The following is a 21,715-nucleotide window of genomic DNA, read 5'->3' on the forward strand; positions in this document are numbered from 1 at the left end:
ACCTGGCGGACAGCCCGCGGATCGGGGAGCTCGTGCGCGGGCTCGCGGCCCGCGGGCTGGTGGTGCCGCCCGGTGACGCGTCCAGCATCCGCAGCGCGGCCCGGGTCTTGCTGGTCGGGTTCGTGGTCAGCACCTTCTTCGGCGGTTACGCGGTGACCGCGATCCCGGTGATGCCGGCCGGTGTGCTCGTCCTCGGGGCGGCCGAACTCGTCCCGTCGCCGAGGCGCACCGTCGCCGGGAGCCGCCTGCTGCGGGGCGCCACAGTCGTGGGAACCACCACCGGGCCAGGTCCGTCGAACGGCCAAGTGCCGGGGTGGATTCGGAGGTGGCGGGGTGGCTGGTCCGGTGGTCCTGGCGGTCGGTGACGGGCCCGCGTTCTGGGGCCTGCCCGCTTCGACGTTCCTCCCGCTCTTCGCCACGCTGGTGGTGCTGCCCGTGGTGGTGCGCGCGTTCGGCTCGCGGCTGTTCAAGCGGCGCGGCGGCGGGCCGCACCACCCGCCGGGGCCGATCGAGCTGGGTTTCCTGGCAGGCGGCCCGGTGCGGGCGGCCGACACCGCGCTCGCCGACCTCGTGGAGCGGCAGCGGATCCGGGTGAGCAGCGCCGGGCGGCTGGCCACGACCGGCGGCCACGCCCCGGCCGACCGGCTGAGCGCGGCGGTGTGGACCGGTGTGCGCGACGGCCGCGGCACCTGGACCGTGCACGACCTGCGCGCGGCGATGCTCGGCCGCGCCGAGTTCGAGGAGCTGCGCGATCGGCTCGCCGGGGAAGGCCTCCTGGTCCCGCCCGGCGCGGTGCGCAACGTCCGGCGGCTGGCCACCCTCATGCTCTTCGCGGTCGTGGTCCTCGCGTTCCTGGCCTTCCCGGACGGCACGTTCGTGCTGGCGGTGATGCCGGCCGGGCTCCTCTGGGCGCTCACCGACCGGCGACGACGCGGCCCGGCGCGGACGACGACCGGCGACACCGCGCTGCGCACGGCGAGCGTGACCACCGGCGGGGCCGCGCACGCGGTGGCCGTCGGCGGCCTCGACCGCTACCCGGACACGGCGATCGCGCAGGCGCTGCTGTCGGCGCCGGCGCCGCGGAAGCCCCGTCGCCGCGGCGGCTGGTCCGGCTCGTCGGGCTACGGCTGCGGCTCGTCGGGCAGCTCCTGCGGGAGCGGTTCGTGCGGCAGCAGTTCATGTGGCGGAGGCAGCTCGTGCGGCGGGGGCGGTGGCTGCGGGGGTGGCGGCGGTGGTGACTGAGGGGTCGCTTACGCGGCGCGGCGGGCTCGACTGCGCCGATGGTGGAGGTGATTGCGGTGGCGGTTGACCGGCTGGGTGTGGGCATCGGGTGGCGGCCGGAGATCGACCTGTCGATCGCGCGGCTGCCGGGTGTGGAGTGGGTCGAGGTGATCGCCGAGAACCTGCACCCGGGCCGCCTGCCCGCGGCGCTGGTGGAGCTGCGGGAGCGAGGCCTGCCGGTGTTGCCGCACGCGGTGTCGTTGTCCCTGGGCGGGGCGGAGCCGCTGGACACGCGGCGGGTGGAACACCTCGCGGCGGTCGCGGACGAGCTGGACGCGCCGCTGGCCAGCGACCACGTGTGCTTCGTGCGCGCGGGCGGGCTGGACGCGGGGCACCTGGTGCCGCTGCCCCGCACGCGGGAGGCGCTGGACGTGCTGGTCGAGAACGTGCGGCTGGCGCAGTCGATCGTGGGCAGGCCGTTCGCGCTGGAGAACATCGCCGCGTTGCTGGAGTGGCCGGACGCCGAGATGAGCGAGGCCGCGTTCCTGGCCGAGCTGACGTCGCGGACCGGGTGCCTGCTGATCGTGGACGTGGCGAACCTGTACGCGAACGCGCGGAACCTGGGCGCGGACCCGGTGGAGTTCCTGGACGAGGTGCCGTTGGAGCGGGTGGCGTACGTGCACGTCGCCGGGGGCGTCGAGGTCGACGGCATCTACCACGACACGCACACCCACCCGGTGCTGCTGGAGGTGCTCGACCTGCTGACCGACCTGCGGCGCCGCACGGAGCCACCCGGGGCACTCCTGGAACGCGACGGCGCCTACCCACCGGACGACGAGCTGGCCGCGGAACTGGCCGCGATCCGGGAGCGCCTGTGAGCAGCCGGGACGGGCTCGCCGCCCGGCAAGCCGGACAGCCGCACGCTCCGCGGGCCGCCATCCGGGAGCACCGGTGACCAGCCGGAAAGAACTCGCGGCCCGGCAGGCCGAGCTGCTGCGCGCCCCGCTGGCAGGCGGGCCTCCCCCGGCGGGCTTCGACGCCGACCGGGTGGCCGCCGAGGTGCTCGCCCTGCGGGCCAAGCGCCGCTCCATCGTCGCCGACCTGAGTCCCGACCTGGTCCGCACGCTCGGCGACCGGTTCCGCCCCCTGTTCGACGCCTACGCCGAGGCCACACCCCGCACCGACGGCGCCGGCTACCGCCAGGACGCCGCGAACTTCGCCACCTGGCTCGCCGACCGCGGCGAACTGCCCCGGCGGCGCTGGTGGTCCCGCTACACCCGCAACGCTAGTGCGCCGTGATGCCGCCGTCGACGACGATCTCCGCGCCCGTGACGAAGGACGACTCATCCGAAGCGAGGAACAGGATCGCCGCGGCGATCTCGTCCGGTGTGTGCCTGCCCGCTTCATCGGGGTGGGCTGGATGTCGGCCTGCTGGTCGCCCGCGGCGTCGAGGATGTCCTGGATCATCGGTGTCGCGATCACCCGGTCCCACGCGGCCTCGGCGGTGTCCTCGATGCCCGGCCAGTCCACGATTCCCGCGACGTTGACCAGCACCAGCACCAGCCGCGCCCCCTGCCGGGCATCCCGCTCCCTACCGCTGCTGCCATTACCTCCCGATCCTGCGGCGACCGGAGCGGGCCAGCCAGGGTGCGTTACTCCCAGGACGGCGCTAACGCCACTCCGCGGCCGAACTCCCCGGCAGCGGCGGCCCGGAAGTCCACATCGGACGCGGTACCAGCCCACCCGGACAAGTCACATACCGCACCGAGCCGAACCCGCTCCCGGTGTCGGCGAGGAACTCCGCGAAGTCCACAGTGGATCCACCGGGCGCCCGGTCCAGTCCGTCGAGCCACCGCCCCGTCCGGGCCAGTGCCAGGCGCACCCGCCGGCTGCCGCCCTCGACCGCCCGGTTCCGCAGGGCGATCATGGCGGCAGCGGCGGCCAGCCAGCCCGTCGCGTGGTCCAGCGCCTGCACGGGCAACGGCCGCGGCTCCTCGGCGCCCCAGGCGATCCCCGACGCCATCTGAACCAGGCTGTCGAACCCGCGCCGCCCCCGCCACGGGCCCTCCCAGCCCCACGCGTTCAGCTCCACCAGCACGATCCCGGGCCGCGCCGCCGCCAGCCGCTCCGCCGTGAACCCCAGCCCGGCCAGCGCGCCCGGCCGGAAGGATTGCAGCACGACATCCGCCGAACCGATCAGGCGCCACAATGCGGCACGCCCGGCTTCGGTGCGGAGGTCCAGGTGCGCCGAGCGCTTGCCCATCCCGGTGTCGATCACCAGCGGGTGCACGACCGGCAGGTGCGCGGCCCCGATGTGCAGGACGTCCGCGCCGTGCGCGGCCAGCACCCGGCCGGCGACCGGACCGGCGATCACGTGCGTCAGGTCCAGCACGCGCACCCCGCCCAGCGGCCGTGGCGACTCCGGCAACGGCCGCGCCGGGGCCGTCCCCAGCAGCTCCTGCACCACGAGCGGTCCGTCCAGCGCCCGCCCCATCGGGCTGTCCAGCCACTGCTCGCGGGTGCGCATCGCGGCCGCGGCCCCGCCCGAGGCGACCACCGCCTCCTGCACGTCCCACGCGTCCCGGGCGGCGACCGCCGGCGCCACCGCCGCCCGGTCCTCCGGCACCCCGAGCGCACGACACACCGCCGCCGCGTGGTGGGGGTAGTTGCAGTGCAGCCGGACCCAGCCGTCGGCCGCGCGGTAGTCACCGGACAGCGGCGCCCACGCGTCCCCGGGCGGCTTGCCGTCCACCCGCACCAGCTTCTCGCTGGAGAACGCCGCCGCGGCGTGCCGCGTGTCGACCGACACCGCACCGGGGTCGATTCCGCGCAGCCGCAACAATTCCGCGGCGGCCAGGGTGGCCGCGGCGACGCTCGTCGACGCGGCCGCCGCCACCCGGTACGGACCCGGCAGCACCGTTTCCGGGCCGGTGATCTCGACCGGGCCGGGCGCCTCACCGGTCAGGTCGCGCCACAGCGCGCCGAACACCTACGGCAGGTTCAGGATCAGCTCGGCCGGAACGACCTTCGTGCCGGTGTAGAACGGGATCTCCTCCCGCACGTGGCGCCGCGCCTCGGTGCCGCGCAGGTGACGCATCAGGTCGACGATGCGGTGCAGCTCGTCGGCCTCGAAGGCGAGGATCCACTCGTAGTCGCCCAGCGCGAACGACGCCACCGTGTTCGCGCGCACGTCCGGGTAGTCGCGGGCCTCCTTGCCGTGGTCGGCGAGCATCTTGCGGCGCTCGGCGTCCGGCAGCAGGTACCACTCGTAGGAGCGGACGAACGGGTACACGCAGACGTACTTGCGCGCCTCCTCCCCGGCCAGGAAGGCAGGGATGTGGCTGCGGTTGAACTCGGCGGGGCGGTGCAGCGCGAACTGGCTCCACACCGGCGTCGACACCCGGCCGAGTGGAGTGCGGCGGAACCCGGTGTACGCGGCCTGCACCTGTTCCGGGGTCTCGGCGTGCCACCAGATCATGTAGTCGGCATCGGCCCGCAGCCCGGCGACGTCGTAGACGCCGCGTACCACGACCCCCTTGCCCTCCAGGGCGTCGAGGTACTCGGTGGTCTCGGTCGCGGCTTGGCCGCGATCCTCGGGGAGCCGCCCCGGCTCGACCCGGAACACCGACCAGGCGGTGTAGCGGATGGTGTCGTTGAGCTCCTGATAGTTCAGCCGCGCCATGCCCCCATCTTGGCACTGCGCGGAAACCCGCTGCTAGCGCACCAGCTGTGAGGTGATGCGGGTCGCGGCCGCGGTGGCCGTCGCGATGCACGCCGGCACCCCGACGCCGTGCAGGGCGGCCCCGGCCAGCGCCAGCCCGGGCACCTCGGTGACGGCCCGCTCGGCGCGCTCGACCAGGTCGAGGTGGCCAGGCCCGTACTGCGGCAGCCCGCCGCCCCAGCGGGTCACCACGACGTCGATCGGCTCGGCGGTGATCCCGGTCAGCTCGGCGAGGTCGTCGCGCACCACGCGGACCAGGTCGTCGTCGTCGCGGTGCAGCGCACCAGGCTCGCGGAATCGGCCGACCGAGCCGCGGACCAGCACCGGGCCGGAGTCCAGGTGCGGCCACTTGCGGGTGGAGAAGGTGAAGGCCTTCGCGGCGAACGGCTCGCCGTCGGCGCGGCGTTCCCGTGCCCCGATCAGCACGCCGGACGCGTCCGGCAGCTCGGTGCCCGGCGGCAGGGCCATCGCCACGACCGCCATGGAGGCCAGCTCAACCTCGCCGAGCGCCGCCGACGCCGCCGGTGCGACACCGTCGAGCAGCTTGCGGGCCGCCGGCGCGGGCACCGCGAGCAGGACGGCGTCGGCGTCGATCAGCTCGTCGCCGACCTCCAGCTGCCAGCCGCTCTCCCGCCGCCGCAGCTCGGTGACCGGTCGTCCGAGGCGGATGTCCGGCTTGGCCAGCTCGACCAGCCGGTCGACGAGCGTGCCGAGCCCGTCGGGCAGGGTGCCGAACACCGGAGCGCTGCTGGGCTGGGATGGGATCAACCCGGCCGCCGCCGCGGTCAGCGAAGGTGCGCCGCGGTCGATCGCGGTGGCCAGGGCGGGGACGGTGGCGCGCAGGCCGAGGCCGTCGGCGCCGCCCGCGTAGACGCCGCCGAGCAGCGGGTCGACGAGCCGGTCGACGAGTTCGTCGCCGAAGCGCTCGCGCAGCAGGGCGCCCAGCGCGGTGTCGGACTCCAGCGTCACCGGGGGCAGGTCCGGCTCGGCGGCCACGCGCGCCCGGCCCTCGTCCGAGAGCACCTCCGCGACGGCGTCCGGCGAGCCCGGGATGCCCATCAGCGTCCGGCCGGGCAGCGGGGCGACGCGGCCGCCGGCGCGCACGGTCGAGCGGGCCTTCCCCGGGTGGACCAGGTCCAGCCCCAGCTCGGCGGCCAGCCCCACGCCTTCCGGGCGGCGGGCGAGGAAGGCCTCCGCGCCCACGTCGTAACGCACGCCCCCGACCTCGGCGGTGCGCAGCTTGCCGCCGAGGCTGTCCGTGGCCTCGACGAGGGTGATCGCCGCGCCGTCGCCGAGCGCGCCACGCAGCCGGTACGCCGCGACCGCGCCCGACAGGCCCCCGCCGACGACCGCGACGTGCATCAGCCCTCCAGGCTGTGGACGAGCTCGACGACGCGGGTCAGCACGTCGGGGTCGGTGTTCGGCATCACGCCGTGCCCGAGGTTGAAGATGTGCGCGGCGGCGGCGCGGCCCTCCCCGGCGATGCGCCGCACCTGCGCCTCGATCACCGGCCAGGACGCGTGCAGCAGCGCCGGGTCCAGATTGCCCTGCACCACCGGCACCGGCTCGCCCTGAGCGGTCAGCCGCCGCACCGCCTCGTCCAGCGGGACGCGCCAGTCGACGCCGACCACGTCGGCCCCGGCGTCGCGCATCGCGGACAGGATCTCGCCGGTGCCGACGCCGAAGTGGATGCGCGGCACGTCCAGGTCCGCGATCGCGCCGAGCACCCGTGCCGAGTGCGGCAGCACGAACTCGCGGTACTCGCGCAGGGTCAGTGCGCCGGCCCAGGAGTCGAACAGCTGCACCGCGTCGGCGCCGGCCTCGACCTGGCCGCGCAGGAAGGTCACCGCCATCTCAGCGAGCCGCCCGGCGAGGTCGTGCCACACCGCCGGCTCGGAGTGCATGAGGGCCTTGGTGCGCTCCCAGGTGCGGCTCGGGCCGCCCTCGATGAGGTAGGACGCGAGCGTGAACGGCGCGCCGGCGAACCCGATCAGCGGGGTCTCACCCAGCCGCTCGACCAGCAGCCGGGTGCCGTCCAGCACCGGCTCGAGCCGCTCGGGCTCCAGTACCGGCAGGCGGCGGACGGCGGCGGCGTCGCGCACCGGTTCGGTCACCACGGGGCCGGTGCCGGGCACGAGGTCGACGTCGATGCCCGCGGCGACCAGCGGCACCACGATGTCGCTGAAGAAGATGGCGGCGTCCACGCCGTGGCGGCGCACCGGCTGGAGCGTGATCTCGGCGATCATCTCCGGGTCGAAGCACGCCTTCATCATCGGCACGCCCTCGCGCAGCGCCCGGTACTCGGGCAGCGAGCGGCCTGCCTGGCGCATGAACCAGACGGGCAGCCGCGCGGGACGACGGCCGCGGGCGGCCGCCAGGAGGGGGGACCCGGCCAGGTCCCGGTGGGCCGTGCGTGGCCGCGACTGCGCAGTAGTGGACATCGTCAACCATGGTGCCACGCGGCCCCGGGGCCCCTTCCCTCGGCGCGTCTGCCGCCCGGTGCCCGTTCGCCGTCCTACAGTCGGGCTGTGACCGCGATGACGCATGCGCCCGAGATGTTCCGTGAAGCTGTCGCGGCGTTGCAAGCGATCCGGCCCCGGCCGGAGATGACCCTCGAACCCGTGCGCGCGCCGCAGCGCCTTGCCCCCTGGTCCTACGCGCTCAGCTGCGACGCGACGGGCCCGGCGGACGTGACGGCGACCGGCCGCCTGGTGCTGCTGCACGACCCGGAAGGCCCGGAGTCCTGGGACGGGGTGCTGCGGATGGTTGTCTACGTGCGCGCGGAGATCGACCGGGAACTGGCGAGCGACCCGTTCCTGCCCGCGGTCGGCTGGTCGTGGCTCACCGACGCGCTGGAGACCTCCGGCGCGTCCTTCACCGCGCTGGGCGGCACGGTCACCGAGACCTCGTCGGCGCGGTTCGGCGACATCAGCGGTCCCGCCCGCACCGACGACCTGGAGCTGCGGGCGTCGTGGACGCCGTCGGACCAGCAACTGCGCCCGCACGGCGAGGCGTTCTGCCAGCTGATGTCGAGCGTGGCCGGGCTGCCGCCGGTCGGGGTGTCGCTGTTCGGCCACCGCCAGAGCGGCTGACCGACCCGCGACGCGCCGAGTGTGACGTAGACCTCACTCCGCGACCCGCGGCGGCGTCGATAGAGTCCGGTCCCGCGGCGCCCGGTCGCCCCGGCGAGGCCGGGCGGGCGCGTTCCGGAGAGCCACAGCAGCCGCCTACGCTGCGCAAAGAGTTCGCATCCGTCGATCTGATGGCGCCACTGGTCCAACCGGTGAACGCCGCCGGACACGGTTCGTGAGCAGATGCACGGTCTGTATGCACGCGCAGCAGCCTGCCCCCGAAAAGGTCATATCGCTGGCACTCTGCGACCCGTTAGCCACGGGCAGTTTATTACTCCGAACGTGGTACAACGATGCCAGCTAGTAACTACCCGATCGAGATAGATACCCGTTCGATCCCCCCGCGGAGGGCGATCGGCGGCTAGAGTGCCTCTTCGACGACACCACTTTCGGTCTAGAGCTGGCGCGGCTGATCGGCCGAAAGTACCCGGTGCCGGTCGGGGGGCACGACCGACTCCAGGGAGGTAGTGACGTGGCTGCCGTCGGCTTGTCGCAGGCCGTCAGATCCACGCCAGCCGGTGCTTTGCCGGCGAGCATGGTCCCGCACCCGCGGGAGGAGCTGTTTTCGGTGCTGGTGGTCGACGACCACCCGCTCCTGAGGGAGGCGATTGCCGCACGACTCGCACAGATGGGCGCGGGCACCGTACACGAAGCTGCCTCGGTAGCGGAGGCGAGGGCGCGGGCGACCGCGACGGGTCCGTGCGACCTGGCCATCCTCGACCTCGGGCTGCCGGACGGGAGCGGGATCGACCTGGTCACGGAACTCCGCAGCCAGGGCTGGCCCCGCATCGTGGTGCTCGCCTCGTCCGACGACCCGTATGCCGTGCGCTCGGCCTTCCAGGCCGGCGCCCAGGCGTACCTGCTGAAGTCGGCCTCGCCCATGGTGGTGACCGACGGGGTGCGCCGGGTGCTGGACGGCGGGGTGTACGCGGATCCGAGCGTGGCCCCGGTCCTGGCGACCGGCACGCGGGTGCCGGGCACCGACAACACGCCGCGGGAGCTGTCCGCACGCGAGGTGGAGGTGCTGCAGCTGGTCGCCGACGGCCAGTCCAACAAGGAGATCGGCGAGGAGCTCAGCCTCTCGGCGCTCACCGTCAAGTCGCACCTGTCCCGGATCGGGCGCAAGCTCGGCACCGGCGACCGGGCGCAGATGGTGGCGCTGGCGATGCGAGCCGGCGTCATCCGCTGATCCCAGCCGATAACACGACCCAACGGACGGGCGTACCGGTGCCGGTGCGCCCGTCCCGTAGGGTTGACCGACGTGGAAACCGCAGATCAAGTGCCTGATACCAGCGAACCGGACGTCCCGGTCACGCTCAAGGAGCCGGCCGACGGAACGCCGGACGTGGTGGCGGACGAGCCGGCGCTGGCGCGCGCCTGCGAACGGCGGGCGGCGGGCACGGGCGCGATCGCGGTGGACACCGAGCGCGCGTCCGGCTACCGCTACTGGCCCAAGGCCTACCTGGTGCAGTTGCGCCGGGAGGGCTCCGGCACGGTCCTGGTGGACCCCATTGCCCTGGCGGGCAGGCTGGGGCCGTTGCAGGACGTGCTGAACGGCGAGGAGTGGGTGCTGCACGCCGCCTCGCAGGACTTGCCGTGCCTGGCCGAGCTGGACCTGGTTCCGGGCAGCCTGTTCGACACCGAGCTGGCCGGGCGGCTGGCCGGCTACGAGCGGGTGGCGCTGGGCACCCTGGTGGAGAAGCTGCTGGGCTACCACCTGGAGAAGGGGCACAGCGCGGCCGACTGGTCGAAACGGCCGCTGCCGGTGGACTGGCTCAACTACGCGGCGCTGGACGTCGAGCTGCTGATCCCGCTGCGGGAGAAGCTCGAGGCCGAGCTGGACGCCCAGGGCAAGCTGGACTGGGCGCGCCAGGAGTTCGAGGCCGTGCGGACCGCCCCGCAGCCCCCGCCGAGGAGCGAGCCGTGGCGGCGCACGTCGGGGATCCACAAGGTCCGCACCGCGCGAGGCCTGGCGGCGGTGCGCGCGCTCTGGGAGGCCCGCGACGAGCTGGCCCGCAAGCGTGATCGCGCGCCGAGCCGGGTGCTGCCCGACAGCGCGATCGTGAACGCGGTGCTGGCGGAGCCGAAGTCCGTGGCCGAGCTGCAGGCGCTGCCGGTCTTCGGTGGCCGCGTGCAGCGGCGCTACACGGGCAACTGGTTCCGCCACCTCCAGGCGGCACGCCAACTGCCGCGCGATCAGCTGCCGAACCCGGCACAACCGAACGACGGCCCTCCCCCGGCGAACCGATGGGCGGACAAGGACCCCGACGCGGCGGCCCGCCTGGCCGCGGCCCGTGCCGGGTTGGCGAAGATCGCCGAGCACCACCAGCTGCCGGTGGAGAACCTGCTGCTGCCGGACCTGTTGCGCCGCACCTGCTGGCGCCCGCCCCAGGACAGGACCCTCGAGGCTGTCTCGGCAGCGCTGGCCGCGGGCGGCGCACGCCCGTGGCAGGTGGAGCTGACGGCGCCGGTGCTGGTCGAGGCACTGCAAGCGACTGCCTGAGCAGGCGGCTTTTCTGCCGACCACCGCCAAACCGGAAGCCGGCAACGAAGGCACGCCGACTACCCCAACCAGACCTCCCCCGCCCCCGATCCACAGCCGATCTTTGGTCGTGAGGCGCTGTTTCCGCGCGACAGCGCGGCTCCAAAGATCAAACGATGTCCTCGCCGGACGGGCAGGCTCCGGGATGACCACCCAGCTTCGCTTGTGTTCAGAGATCGGCTTGCGCCGCTCGAAAAGGTGGTCCTACCCACCACACTGGTTACCCATCGGTAACCGGGGCTAGAGTGGCGTCATTACCGCCGGGTAACCGGCGGTCCCAGAGCTGACAGAGGGAGCACATCGTGGCTGCAACCCCCCTTGCGCCGACCGCGCGGGCGGTGCGCACCGTGGCCTTCGTCGAGGGGGTCCGCACCCCGTTCGGCAAGGCGGGTGACAAGGGCATCTACGCCAACACCAGGGCCGACGACCTCGTGGTCAAGGTCATCCGCGAACTGCTGCGCCGCCATCCGGAACTGCCGCCGGAGCGGGTGGACGACGTCGCCATCGCCGCCACGACCCAGACCGGCGACCAGGGTCTGACGATCGGCCGCACGGCCGCCCTCCTGGCCGGCCTGCCGCGGTCCGTTCCGGGCTACGCGATCGACCGCATGTGCGCCGGCGCGATGACCGCGGTCACCACGGTCGCGGGCGGGATCGGCTTCGGCGCCTACGACATCGCCATCGCGGGCGGTGTCGAGCACATGGGCCGCCACCCGATGGGCGAAGGGGTCGACCCCAACCCGCGCATCGTCGCCGACAAGCTCGTCGACCCGTCCGCGCTCGTCATGGGCCAGACCGCGGAGAACCTGCACGACCGCTTTCCGGCGATCACCAAGCGCCGCGCGGACGAGTACGCCGCGCAGAGCCAGGAGCGCTACGCCGACGCCGTCAAGGCCGGCAAGATCGGCCCCGAGCTCGTCCCGGTCGCGATCCGCTCCGAGCTGGGCTGGGGCCTGGCCACCGAGGACGAGCCGCCGCGCCCGGGCACCACGGTCGAGACCCTGGCCAACCTGAAGACCCCGTTCCGCCCGCACGGCCGGGTCACCGCGGGCAACGCCGCGGGCCTGAACGACGGCGCGACCGGCGCGATCCTCGCCGACGAGGAGACCGCCCGCGAGCTGGGCCTGCCCGTCGCGATGCGGATGGTCGGCTACTCCTTCGCCGGCGTCGACCCCGAGGTCATGGGCGTCGGCCCGGTGCCCGCCACCGACAAGCTCCTCAAGCGGACCGGCCTGTCCATCGACGACATCGGCCTGTTCGAGATCAACGAGGCGTTCGCCGTGCAGGTCCTGGCCTTCCTGGACCACTTCGGCATCGAGCAGACCGACCCGCGCGTCAACCCGTGGGGCGGCGCGATCGCATGCGGCCACCCGCTGGCCTCCTCCGGCGTGCGGCTGATGACCCAGCTGTCCCGCCAGTTCGCCGAGCACCCCGAGGTCCGCTACGGCATCACCACGATGTGCATCGGCCTCGGCATGGGCGGCACCGTGCTCTGGGAGAACCCTGCCTACGACGGGAGTGACAAGTGACGTTCACGGTTGAGCAGGCCAAGGCCGCCTTCCCGGACGAGGTGGTCACCCGCGCCACCACGCGCCTGATCCGGGTCCCCGGCCTGGACAAGCAGGTCGCGCTGATCACATTGGACAACGGGCACGACCACACCCGCCCGTCCACGTTCGGCCCGCAAGGCCTGGTGAGCCTGAACGCCGCGCTGGACGAAGCGTTCGCGGCGGAGCCGGCCGCCATCGCGGTCACCGGCAAGCCGTTCATCTTCGCCGTCGGCGCGGACCTGTCCGGCGTCGAGGCGATCAGCGACCCGAGCCTGGCGCACGAGATCGCCGAGACCGGCCACGCGGTGTTCCGCCGCCTGACCGACTCGTCGATCCCGACCTTCGCGTTCGTCAACGGCGCGGTCATGGGCGGCGGGCTCGAACTGGCCCTGTCCTGCCACTACCGCACGCTGTCGGAGTCCGCCGCGGCGATCTCGTTCCCCGAGGTGTTCCTCGGCCTGTTCCCCGGCTGGGGTGGCACGCAGCTGCTGCCGAACCTGATCGGGCCGGACGCCGCGGTCACCGTGATCATCGAGAACGCGCTGAACCAGAACAAGATGCTCAAGCCGGCGCAGGCCGCGCAGCTGGGCATCGTGGACAAGCTGCTGGGCAGCGCGGACTTCCTGGAGCAGTCCCTGCTGTGGCTGGCCAAGGTCGTCAACGGCCAGGTCACCCCGCAGCGCAAGGAGATCGACCGCGGCGCGGGCTGGGACGCGGCGATCGCCCGCGCCAAGGCCATCGTGGACGGCAAGACCAGGGGCGCGTCGCCGGGCGCGACCAAGGCGGTCGAGCTGCTCGAACTCGCCCGCGCGAACGACCTCGACGCAGGCTACGCGGCCGAGACGCAGGCGCTGGCGCAGCTGCTGATGGACGACACGCTGCGCGCCGGGTTGTACTCGTTCAACCTGGTCAACAAGCGGGCCAAGCGCCCGGCAGGAGCGCCGGACAAGTCGCTGGCGCGCAAGGTGACCAAGGTCGGCGTGGTCGGCGCGGGTCTGATGGCGAGCCAGCTGGCGCTGCTATTCGTGCGGCGTCTGAAGGTCCCGGTCGTGCTGACCGACGTGGACCAGGCGCGCATCGACAAGGGCGTGTCCTATGTGCACGGTGAGATCGACAAGCTGCTCGGCAAGAAGCGGATTTCGCCGGACGAGGCGAACCGGCTCAAGGCGCTGGTCAGCGGCTCGCTGGACAAGGCCGCCTTCGCGGACGCGGACTTCGTGATCGAGGCCGTGTTCGAGGAGATGGGCGTCAAGCAGCAGGTCTTCGGCGACCTGGAGAACTACGTCAAGCCCGAGGCGATCCTGGCGACGAACACCTCGTCGCTGTCGGTGTCGGAGATGGCCTCCAAGCTGCGGCACCCGGAGCGGGTCGTCGGGTTCCACTTCTTCAACCCGGTGGCCGTGCTGCCGCTGCTGGAGATCGTGCGCGGCGAGAAGACCGACGACGCGGCGCTGGCGACGGCGTTCGCGGTCGGCAAGCAGCTGAAGAAGTCCAGCGTGCTGGTCAAGGATGCCCCGGCGTTCGTGGTGAACCGGCTGCTGCTGCGCTTCCTCGGCGAGGTGCTGACCGCGGTCGACGAGGGTACCCCGTTCGACGTGGCCGACCGCGCGCTGGAGCCGCTTGGCCTGCCGATGTCGCCGCTGACGCTGATGCAGCTGGTCGGCCCGGCGATCGCCCTGCACGTGGGCGAGACGCTGCACGGCGCGTTCCCGGACCGGTTCCCGATCAGCGAGAACCTCAAGAAGTTCGTCGCGTCCGGCAAGACCGCGGTGTGGCAGTGGGACGACAAGGGCAACCCGAGCGTCGACCCGGAGGTCGCGGCGCTGTGGCAGCATGGTGACCAGCCCTCGACCGCGGAGCAGCTGCGCGAGCGGGCGCTCGCCGCGATCGCCCAGGAGATCCGGATCATGCTCGACGAAGGCGTGGTCGCGGAGGCGCAGGACATCGACCTGTGCCTGATCCTCGGCGCGGGCTGGCCGTTCTGGCTCGGCGGCATCACGCCGTACCTGGACCGGACCGGCGTTTCGCAGAAGGTGACCGGCAAGCCGTTCCTGGCCCCGGGTGTGGCCTCGGTGCCGGCCTGACAGCGTGACCTGACGGCCCCCTCACGCGAGGGGGCCGTCAGCGCGCGGTGGACGCCCGGACGAACAGCTCCGGCGCCAGGCGTTCCGACTCCGGCGACTGTCCGTTGAGGACGGTGATCAGCAGTTCGAGCGCGCGCCGCCCCATCTCGTGCATCGGGGAACGGACGCTGGTCAGCGGGACCGGCAGCTCGGCGGCCAGCGGGGTGTCGTTGAAACCCGCCACGGCGACGTCGATCCCGGGGCGCAGGCCGGCGTCCCGCACCGCGCCGAGCGCGCCGATCGCCGCGAAGTCGTTGACCGCGAAGATGGCCGTCGGGCCGGTTTCGGTCAGCAGCCGCTCGGCCGCCCGGTGGCCGCCCGCGGTGTCGAATCCCGAGTGGACGGTCGCAACCTCGAGCCCCTCCGCGCGGTACCGGTCGGCGAACCCGGCCGTCCGGTCGATGCCGGTGCTCGCGAACGGCTCCCCGGCGATCACCCCGGCCCGCCGGTGCCCCAGTTCCAGGAAGTGCTCCGCCACCAGCCTGCCGCCGAGGTAGTCGTCGCAGGTGACCGACGGGTGCTCGCCCGCGTGGCGGCTGACCAGCACGAACGGCACGCGCCGCTCGGCCAGCTCCCCGGTGAACTCCCCGTCGTGGTGCGCGTCGCCCAGGATGAGGCCGTCCACGCGGCGCGACAGCGCCAGTTCGGTGCGCGCCCGCTGCTCGGCGGGCCGGTCGTGGCTGTTCATCACGAACGTCGCCAGCCCGTGTCCCGCCGCCGCGTCCTCGATGCCCTCGTAGATCGTGGCGAGGACGACGTCGGACAGTCGCGGCACCAGCACCCCGACGAGGTTGCTGCGCTGGGTGCGCAGGCTCTTCGCGTGCGGGTTGGGCCGGTAGTCCAGCCGGGCCGCCCACTCCCGGATCGCGTCGGCCGTCTCCCGCGAGGCAGCGCGCGCGGCGTCCTCCGGTGACCCGTTGAGCACGCGGGACACCGTGGAGATATCGACCCCGGCGCTCTGCGCGATGGTCCGCAACGTGGCCGGCCGCTTGCGCTCCGCTCGACCCACTTCCCAGCCTTCCGCCCGGCCACCCCTTGACGGCGGCTCCCGGGCCCCTTGATACTACCCAAACGATTTTCCCAAACGTTTGGGTTCATACGCAACACGGACCCAAACGTTTGCGCAAGGAGAGGAACACCGTGTCGTCATCCCTCGGGACCAGGCTCTCCCCGCCACCCGGCGCCGGGTGGTTCGCACACCGGCCGGTAGCCGGCCTGGCCGCGGACCTGCGCGCCGGACGGCTCACGCCACGCGACCTGGTCGAGACCGCGCTCGCCGAACTCGCCCGGTGGGAGCCGGTGATCAACGCGTTCGTCACCGTGGACGAGGCCGGCGCCCGGGCCGCGGCCGACCAGGCGGGGCGCGAGCTGGCGGCGGGCGTGGACCGCGGGCCGCTGCACGGCGTCCCGGTCGCGGTCAAGGACGTGATCGACGTGCGCGGGCTGCCGACCACGGCCGGTTCTCGCCAGTTCGCGGGCCACGTCGCCGCCGCGGACGCCGACTGCGTGCGACGGCTCCGTACGGCGGGGGCGATCGTCCTCGGCAAGACCGCCACCCACGAAATCGCGTTCGGGCCGACCGGTGACCGCGCCGCGAACGGCCCGGCCCGCAACCCGTACGACCCGGACCGGATGACCGGCGGGTCGAGCAGCGGCTCGGCGGCGGCGGTCGCGGCGGGCGTCGTCCCGCTCGCCCTCGGCACCGACACCGGCGGCTCCGTCCGGATCCCCGCCGCGTGCTGCGGGATCGTCGGTCTGAAACCGACGCACGGCGCACTGAGCACACACGGCGTCCTGCCGCTGGCGCCGTCGCTCGACACCGTCGGCCCGCTGGCCCGCACGGCAGCGGACGCGCGTCTGCTGTGGACCATCATGAGTGGAACCGAACACCGCGGGACCACACCCCGCGCCGCCTGGCTGCCACCGGACACGATCCACCCGACCGCGCCAGACGTGACCGCCACGGTTCGCGAGCACCTGCGTGGCCTCGACGAAGTCGTTGTCCCGCAAGCGGAAGCACTGCGTACCGCGTACGTGGCGATCCAGGGGAGCGAGGCCTACGCCGTGCACGCGGAGCGGCTCACCGATCGGCCTGACCGCTTCGGCGACGAGGTCCGCGACCGGCTCCGAGCCGGTGGCGAAGTCCGCGGCTGGGAGTACGTCCGCGCCCGCGAACTGCGCGACCGGGTCCGCGGCGAAGTGCTGGACCTGCTGCGGGAACACGGGATCCTCGCACTGCCCACGACCCCGCTGCCCGCCCCGCCGATCGACGACCGCACCTCCGACGTCGGCGACGTGCGGGCCGCGCTGCTGTCGCTGACCAGCCCGTGGAGCGTTCTCGGGCTGCCCGCCCTGTCCGTCCCCGCCGGTCTCGCCGGCGAGCTGCCCGTGGGACTGCAGCTCGTCGGCCCACCCGGCTCCGAGCACGACCTCCTGACGATCGCCGAACACCTCTGAAGGGAACAGCCGAATGTCGACGAGCGCCATCACCGCCGCTGCCGTGCAGTGCGACCCCCAGGTCGGGCTGGAGAACAAGGACAAGAACCTCGACCGGACCCTCGAACTGATCACCGAGGCCGCCGACCAGGGCGCGAACCTGGTCGTGCTGCCCGAACTGGTCAACACCGGCTACTCCTTCGACACGCGCGAGGAGGCCTACGCGCACGCCGAGGAGCTGACCGGCCCGACGGTGCAGGCGTGGACCGAACTCGCCCGCAGCCGCGGCATCCACCTCGTCGGCGGGATCACCGAGCTCGACGGGGTGCGCCTGTTCGACACGGCCGTCCTCATCGGACCGGACGGCCTGATCGGGCACTACCGCAAAACCCACCTGTGGCACCGGGAAAAGCTCGTCTTCACCCCCGGCGACCTCGGGTTCCCGGTGTTCGAGACCCGCATCGGCCGGATCGGCCTGCTGATCTGCTGGGACATCTGGTTTCCGGAGGTCGCGCGCCTGCTCGCGGTGCAGGGCGCGGACGTCATCTGCAGCGTGAACAACTGGGTCTGGACGCCGCCACCGCTGTTCGACGACGCCGGCCGGTGCATGGCCGCCTACCTGACCATGACCGCTTCACACGTCAACGGTGTGCCGATCGTCGCGGCGAACCGGGCCGGCGAGGAGCGCGGCGCGAAGTTCCTCGGGTGTTCGCTGATCACCGGCACCAACGGCTGGCCCGCGAGCGAGGTCGCCGCGTCCGAGGGCGACACGATCGTCTACAGCGGACTCGACCTGATGGCCACCCGGTCCGCGGCGATCTGGAACGAGCTCAACGACCTGCCGCGCGACCGCCGCACCGACCTCTACGATCCGCTGCTGGGATACCGCGGCGGCCAGGCCTACCCGCGGTGATCCCGGTGCTCACCACGACCCGCCGGGCGACGAAGCCCGCCGGCGCGCTCGGCCGCTGGCTGACCGGCGCCGCGCTGTTCGGGGTCACCGCGGGTCTCGCCCTGCTGCTGGCCCGCGTCACCGGTTCGCTGCCGCACGTCCTGTCCGCGTACGACGAGTGGCAGGAGCACGCCTACCACCACATCCCGCAGTTCCTGCGCTGGGTGCTGGGCGACACCACCGAGGCGCAGTTCTACAAGTCCGCGCTCGGCGGCCTCGGTCTGCTGGCCGGTGGCTGGATCGCGCACGCGGGGTGGCGGCGGGGCCGCCGCTGGGCCGGGTTCGCGGTCAGCGGGGGCAGCGGCTTGTGGCCGTGGGTCACCGCCGCGGCCCTGCTCGGGCTGCTGCTGTCCAACCTGGCCTGGGGGTGGATGATCCCCGCGACCGGCGCGTGGCAGCCGACCTTCGTGGCGTTCGTGTCGGTGCCGCCCATGGTGGTCCTCACCTACGGCGCGGGGTGGCGGGTCGCCGTCACGGGTGCGGTCCTCGGCGCCGCGCTGACCACGCCCGCCGCGTTGCTGCTGGTCAACCTCGTGTGCGTGCCGCTGGGGCAGCCCGCGGTGCTGGGCTCGGTGACCGCGATGTGGGTCAGCGCGCTGATCGCGTTCCCGCTGTGCCGCCGCCTGCCGTGGCTCCCGCGGCCGGTCCCGCCGCCCGCGGCAGAGCGCACCGTGCCGCGGCAAGGGCCGGCCTGGGTGGTGCGCCGCGTGCTCGCCGACTTCACCGAGGCTCCCTTCCACGGCAACGAGATCGCCTCGCTCGGACTGCTCGCCGGCACGGTGCTGACCTACCTGCTCAACCCGCTGACCCCGGTGTACGGCAGCGGTCTGCTGCCCGCCCTGCTCACCGCGCAGGTGCTTACCGCCACGCTCGGCGTGCTGGTGTACCGGCGGCAGTGGGCGCGGCACGGCTGGTACCCGACGTTCGTGCCGGTCGTGTCCGTCGCGCCCGCGGTGCTGCTCACCTACGGGCCGACGTGGCCCGCCGTGCTGAGCGGCGCGGTGCTCGGGGCGCTGGCCGCTCCCCCGCTGGCCGCGTTCGCGTCCCGCCGCATCCCGCTCGGCGTGCATCCCTGCGCGGGCAACACGTTCGCGATGACGGTGTGCACCGGCGTCCTCGTTCCCCTGCTGGACATCGTTCTGTGAAAGGAAAACCGATGGAGATCCCGCGGTTCCACCGCGACGGCACGACTGGACCGCCGAGCGGCGCGACGGCGACGGGCCGCCGGTGGTCGTGGTGCCGGGCGTGATGGCCGATGCCGCGTCGTGGCGGCCGGTGGTCGACGCCCTCGCGCTGCCGAACCCGGTCGTGGTGCTGAACCGGCGCGGCCGGGCGCCAAGCGGCCCGCTCGGCGACGGGTACTCGCTGCGCACCGAGATCGACGACCTGCACCACGTGCTGGACGCCCTCGGCGGCGAGGTGGAAATGTTCGACTGGAGCTACGGCGGGCTGATCGCGCTGGAGGCCGCTGTGCAGCGGCGGGACCTGCGGTCGGTCGTGGCCTACGAACCGGTGTCGAGCCCGTTCGGGGTCCACGCGCTGGAGCCGTTGCGTGCGGCCGAGGGCGATCTGGACCGCGCGGTGGAGATCGTGAACCGCGACGTGTCGGGGTTCTCCGCGGAGTACGTGGCGGCGCTGCGGGAGAGCCCGGTGCGGCCGGTGCTGCGCCCGCTGGCCCATCCGCTCGCGGCCGACCTCGCCGCGCTGAACGCGCACGAGCCGGCCTTCGACCGCTACCGCGACCTCGACGTGCTGGTCACGTTGCTGCTGGGCAAGCTGAACGAGGGCGCCGAGCCGTACGGGACGGCGTTCGAGGCGTTCGAGCGGGCGCTGCCCCAGGCCCAGGCGCCGGAGGTGCTGGCGAAGCACCTCGCGGCGGCGATCCGGCCCTAGCCCTCCTTGGCGACGATCTCGCGGACGGCGGGCACGATCTCGCGGGCCCAGCGGCCGAAGGACACGTCGTCATGGGCGGCGTGGCCCGGTGGGAACAGGATGAAGCCGGACATCCCGTGTTCGAGGACGCCCGAGGTCAGCTCCTCGACCCACTGGTCCACGGACCCGCCGATCCAGCGGCCCTTCTCGTCCCGCGTCTTCGCCAGCGGCGCGTCCGTGATCCGGCCGGGGAAGTTCAGGATCGTGCGGACCTCGCGCGGGTCGCGGCCCGCCGCGGCCGCCGCCCCGTCGACGACCGGCCGCGACGTGCGGTACCGCTCGCTCAGCCAGTCCGCCGCGTGGCCGGGGAGCCAGCCGTCGGCGACGCGGCCGGTCGCGGCGAGCGACTTCCGCCCGACCGATCCGGTCCACACCGGCGGCGCGGCCACCGGCGCGGGCTCGATGTCGCGCACCCGGTAGTGCCGCCCCTCGTGGGTCACCGGCTCTCCGCGGCCGGCCAGGCTCTTGACCAGCAGGATCACCTCCTCGAAGGCCTCCACCGCCTCGGCGGGGGTGAACCGCGACCCGCCCATGTCGGCGATCCGGTCCGGCAGCCCGCCGGCGCCCATCCCGAGCACGACCCGGCCGCCGGACAGCGCCGACAGGGTCGTCACCGTCCTCGCCAGCATCGCCGGGGGCCGCAGCGGCAGGTTGGTGACGTTGGCGAAGCCCGCGATGCGTTCGGTGTTGCCGAGCAGGAACCCGGGTGTGAGCGCCGAATCCGAAAACCGCGTCAGGTGCGGTCATGAGAATCCTCCAGTTCGCACTGCGAACTATAATGGTTCGTAGTACGAACTGGAACGGTCAGCGGTCCAGGAAGACCGGGGGCACCTCGTTGTCCGTCACGACCCGGCCGAGCAGGTCGGCGAGCCGGTCCCGGTCGGCGGCGTCGAGGCCGGCAGGCAGCTGTTCGATCCGGCGGCAGGTCTCGGCGTAGAACTCCCCCGCCAGCCGCTTCCCCTCCGGCGTGAGCGCGACCAGAACCGCCCGGGTGTCCCGTGGATCCGGCTCACGGCGCACCAGGCCGTTCCGTTCGGTGCGGTCGACCAGCCCGGTGAGGCTCGACTTCGCCAGCCGCAGCACCGCGCCCAGCTCGGTCATGCCGTAGGGCCGCCCCATCAGTACGCACAACAGCTGCCCCTGCGGCATCGTGATGCCGTGCTCCCTGGCCGATTCGGAATACACCGCGTTCACCAGGAACGTGGACCGCACCAGCGCGGTCACGATCCCCATCCGGCCGTCATCCTGTGCGGGCATTCCACCAGGTTAACAGTTCGTGGTGCGAATTACCTCAGGCGTCTGGGTGGGGTCCGTGGCGGTCGCCCGCCTCCAGCGTCGCCATCCCGGCGATGTCGTGGGAGTCCAGTTCGAAGTCGAAGATGTCGATGTTCTCCCGGATGCGGCTCGGGGTGGCCGACTTCGGGATGACCATGTGCCCCATCTCGATGTGCCAGCGCAGCACCACCTGCGCCGGGGTCTTGCCGTGCTTGCGGGCGATCGTGGTGATCACCTCGTGGTCCAGCTGCCTGCCTCGGGCGAGCGGGCTCCACGCCTCGGTCACGATGCCGTGCTCCTCGTGGAAGCCGCGCAGCGCCGCCTGCTGCAGGCCCGGGTGCAGCTCGACCTGGTTGACCGCGGGCACGACCTCGGTCTCGGCCATCAGCCGCTCCAGGTGCGGGATCTGGAAGTTGGACACGCCGATCGCGCGGGCCCTGCCGTCGGCGAGGATCTTCTCCAGCGCGCGCCACGTCTCGACATAGCGGTCCTGCCCCGGCACCGGCCAGTGGATCAGGTACAGGTCCACGTAGTCGAGCCCGAGCAGCTCCAGGCTGCCGTCGAACGCCTTCAGCGCCCGGTCGTAGCCGTGCTCGGTGTTCCACAGTTTGGTGGTGACGAACAGCTCCTCGCGGGGCAGACCGGACGACCGCACCGCCGCGCCGACGCCGCGCTCGTTGCCGTAGAGGGTCGCCGTGTCGAAGCTGCGGTAGCCCGCCTCCATCGCCACGTGCATCACCCGCTCGACCTCGTCGTCGGGCAGCTTGTACACCCCGAACCCGAGTGCGGGCAGCTCGATCTCGTTGTTCAACCGGATGGAAGGGACCATGCC

At 73.1% G+C, this 21,715-nt stretch carries 22 protein-coding genes; 13 read left to right on the forward strand and 9 right to left on the reverse strand.

Features of this window, described 5'->3' with window-relative positions; translation table 11 throughout:
- Positions 1-32 precede the first annotated feature (32 nt).
- From AMETH_RS23745 to AMETH_RS23760, 4 genes are all read left to right on the forward strand, one after another.
- Positions 33-365, forward strand: coding sequence for a hypothetical protein (locus AMETH_RS23745; RefSeq protein ID WP_017983663.1), 333 nt, complete (start codon positions 33-35; stop codon positions 363-365).
- Complete coding sequence (locus AMETH_RS23750) at positions 334-1,242, forward strand: TIGR04222 domain-containing membrane protein (RefSeq protein WP_223842924.1); 909 nt, start codon at positions 334-336, stop codon at positions 1,240-1,242. The genes AMETH_RS23745 and AMETH_RS23750 overlap by 32 nt, the downstream gene beginning before the upstream one ends.
- Before the next feature lie 38 nt (positions 1,243-1,280).
- Positions 1,281-2,099 carry an MbnB/TglH/ChrH family RiPP precursor modification enzyme gene (locus AMETH_RS23755; protein WP_017983665.1) on the forward strand — a complete coding sequence of 273 codons (819 nt, stop codon included), beginning with the start codon at positions 1,281-1,283 and terminating at the stop codon, positions 2,097-2,099.
- Positions 2,100-2,172: 73 nt separating this feature from the next.
- Positions 2,173-2,520 (forward strand): SCO6045 C-terminal-like domain-containing protein, encoded by a 348-nt coding sequence (locus AMETH_RS23760; RefSeq protein WP_017983666.1) that lies wholly within the window; start codon positions 2,173-2,175, stop codon positions 2,518-2,520.
- Here the strand turns inward: AMETH_RS23760 and AMETH_RS42740 are convergent.
- The 5 genes from AMETH_RS42740 to hemE all read right to left on the reverse strand — a co-directional run bounded on the left by AMETH_RS42740 (position 2,507) and on the right by hemE (position 7,383).
- Positions 2,507-2,713 carry an SDR family oxidoreductase gene (locus AMETH_RS42740; RefSeq protein WP_038532321.1) on the reverse strand — a complete coding sequence of 69 codons (207 nt, stop codon included), beginning with the start codon at positions 2,711-2,713 and terminating at the stop codon, positions 2,507-2,509. The genes AMETH_RS23760 and AMETH_RS42740 overlap by 14 nt on opposite strands.
- Positions 2,714-2,890: 177 nt before the next feature.
- On the reverse strand, positions 2,891-4,210 hold the full coding sequence (locus tag AMETH_RS23770; protein ID WP_017983667.1) for a CoA transferase: 1,320 nt from the start codon (positions 4,208-4,210) through the stop codon (positions 2,891-2,893).
- Positions 4,211-4,903, reverse strand: a complete 693-nt coding sequence (gene hemQ, locus AMETH_RS23775) for a hydrogen peroxide-dependent heme synthase (RefSeq protein ID WP_017983668.1) — start codon at positions 4,901-4,903, stop codon at positions 4,211-4,213.
- 33 nt (positions 4,904-4,936) lie between these two features.
- Positions 4,937-6,304: a protoporphyrinogen oxidase gene (gene hemG, locus AMETH_RS23780; protein ID WP_017983669.1), complete on the reverse strand. Its 1,368-nt coding sequence runs from the start codon at positions 6,302-6,304 to the stop codon at positions 4,937-4,939.
- Positions 6,304-7,383 (reverse strand): uroporphyrinogen decarboxylase, encoded by a 1,080-nt coding sequence (gene hemE, locus AMETH_RS23785; protein ID WP_081617588.1) that lies wholly within the window; start codon positions 7,381-7,383, stop codon positions 6,304-6,306. Before hemE ends, hemG begins: the two co-directional genes overlap by 1 nt.
- Positions 7,384-7,470: 87 nt before the next feature.
- On the opposite strand from hemE, the gene AMETH_RS23790 reads away from it, so the two are divergent.
- From AMETH_RS23790 to AMETH_RS23810, 5 genes are all read left to right on the forward strand, one after another.
- Entirely contained in the window at positions 7,471-8,034 is a 564-nt protein-coding gene (locus AMETH_RS23790) for a DUF3000 domain-containing protein (protein ID WP_017983671.1), read from the forward strand.
- Positions 8,035-8,545: 511 nt separating this feature from the next.
- Positions 8,546-9,262 (forward strand): response regulator, encoded by a 717-nt coding sequence (locus tag AMETH_RS23795; RefSeq protein WP_038532327.1) that lies wholly within the window; start codon positions 8,546-8,548, stop codon positions 9,260-9,262.
- Positions 9,263-9,352: 90 nt separating this feature from the next.
- On the forward strand, positions 9,353-10,576 hold the full coding sequence (locus tag AMETH_RS23800) for a ribonuclease D (RefSeq protein ID WP_017983673.1): 1,224 nt from the start codon (positions 9,353-9,355) through the stop codon (positions 10,574-10,576).
- Positions 10,577-10,953: 377 nt separating this feature from the next.
- Complete coding sequence (locus AMETH_RS23805; protein WP_017983674.1) at positions 10,954-12,144, forward strand: thiolase family protein; 1,191 nt, start codon at positions 10,954-10,956, stop codon at positions 12,142-12,144.
- A complete protein-coding gene (locus AMETH_RS23810) occupies positions 12,141-14,249 on the forward strand; it encodes a 3-hydroxyacyl-CoA dehydrogenase NAD-binding domain-containing protein (RefSeq protein ID WP_017983675.1) in 2,109 nt (702 codons plus the stop codon). The genes AMETH_RS23805 and AMETH_RS23810 overlap by 4 nt, the downstream gene beginning before the upstream one ends.
- 37 nt (positions 14,250-14,286) lie before the next feature.
- Here the strand turns inward: AMETH_RS23810 and AMETH_RS23815 are convergent, their stop codons facing one another.
- Entirely contained in the window at positions 14,287-15,297 is a 1,011-nt protein-coding gene (locus tag AMETH_RS23815; protein WP_017983676.1) for a LacI family DNA-binding transcriptional regulator, read from the reverse strand.
- A gap of 131 nt (positions 15,298-15,428) precedes the next feature.
- On the opposite strand from AMETH_RS23815, the gene AMETH_RS23820 reads away from it, so the two are divergent.
- From AMETH_RS23820 to AMETH_RS23835, 4 genes are all read left to right on the forward strand, one after another.
- On the forward strand, positions 15,429-16,745 hold the full coding sequence (locus tag AMETH_RS23820) for an amidase (RefSeq protein ID WP_017983677.1): 1,317 nt from the start codon (positions 15,429-15,431) through the stop codon (positions 16,743-16,745).
- Positions 16,746-16,758: 13 nt separating this feature from the next.
- Complete coding sequence (locus AMETH_RS23825) at positions 16,759-17,637, forward strand: nitrilase family protein (protein WP_017983678.1); 879 nt, start codon at positions 16,759-16,761, stop codon at positions 17,635-17,637.
- Between the two features lie 5 nt (positions 17,638-17,642).
- Positions 17,643-18,821 carry a hypothetical protein gene (locus tag AMETH_RS23830; protein WP_223842925.1) on the forward strand — a complete coding sequence of 393 codons (1,179 nt, stop codon included), beginning with the start codon at positions 17,643-17,645 and terminating at the stop codon, positions 18,819-18,821.
- Between the two features lie 103 nt (positions 18,822-18,924).
- Positions 18,925-19,569, forward strand: coding sequence for an alpha/beta fold hydrolase (locus tag AMETH_RS23835; RefSeq protein ID WP_267283494.1), 645 nt, complete (start codon positions 18,925-18,927; stop codon positions 19,567-19,569).
- Here AMETH_RS23835 and AMETH_RS23840 read toward each other — a convergent pair.
- The 3 genes from AMETH_RS23840 to AMETH_RS23850 form a co-directional block, all read right to left on the reverse strand.
- Positions 19,566-20,345, reverse strand: a complete 780-nt coding sequence (locus tag AMETH_RS23840) for an LLM class flavin-dependent oxidoreductase (protein WP_223843249.1) — start codon at positions 20,343-20,345, stop codon at positions 19,566-19,568. The two genes, AMETH_RS23835 and AMETH_RS23840, sit on opposite strands and share 4 nt — an antisense overlap.
- A gap of 67 nt (positions 20,346-20,412) precedes the next feature.
- Positions 20,413-20,841 carry a MarR family winged helix-turn-helix transcriptional regulator gene (locus AMETH_RS23845; RefSeq protein WP_017983682.1) on the reverse strand — a complete coding sequence of 143 codons (429 nt, stop codon included), beginning with the start codon at positions 20,839-20,841 and terminating at the stop codon, positions 20,413-20,415.
- A gap of 58 nt (positions 20,842-20,899) precedes the next feature.
- Positions 20,900-21,712 (reverse strand): aldo/keto reductase, encoded by an 813-nt coding sequence (locus AMETH_RS23850; RefSeq protein WP_017983683.1) that lies wholly within the window; start codon positions 21,710-21,712, stop codon positions 20,900-20,902.
- Positions 21,713-21,715: the final 3 nt, after the last annotated feature.

This window comes from Amycolatopsis methanolica 239, from assembly GCF_000739085.1.
GTDB lineage: Bacteria > Actinomycetota > Actinomycetes > Mycobacteriales > Pseudonocardiaceae > Amycolatopsis_E > Amycolatopsis_E methanolica.

Coding starts and splice junctions, on each gene's coding strand:
- AMETH_RS23755 (WP_017983665.1), top strand. CDS start 1,281: ATGGTGGAGGTGATTGCGGTGGCGGTTGACCGGCTGGGTGTGGGCATC.
- AMETH_RS23835 (WP_267283494.1), top strand. CDS start 18,925: ATGGCCGATGCCGCGTCGTGGCGGCCGGTGGTCGACGCCCTCGCGCTG.
- AMETH_RS23845 (WP_017983682.1), bottom strand. CDS start 20,841: ATGGGGATCGTGACCGCGCTGGTGCGGTCCACGTTCCTGGTGAACGCG.
- hemG (WP_017983669.1), bottom strand. CDS start 6,304: ATGCACGTCGCGGTCGTCGGCGGGGGCCTGTCGGGCGCGGTCGCGGCG.
- AMETH_RS23825 (WP_017983678.1), top strand. CDS start 16,759: ATGTCGACGAGCGCCATCACCGCCGCTGCCGTGCAGTGCGACCCCCAG.
- AMETH_RS23850 (WP_017983683.1), bottom strand. CDS start 21,712: ATGGTCCCTTCCATCCGGTTGAACAACGAGATCGAGCTGCCCGCACTC.
- hemQ (WP_017983668.1), bottom strand. CDS start 4,903: ATGGCGCGGCTGAACTATCAGGAGCTCAACGACACCATCCGCTACACC.
- hemE (WP_081617588.1), bottom strand. CDS start 7,383: ATGTCCACTACTGCGCAGTCGCGGCCACGCACGGCCCACCGGGACCTG.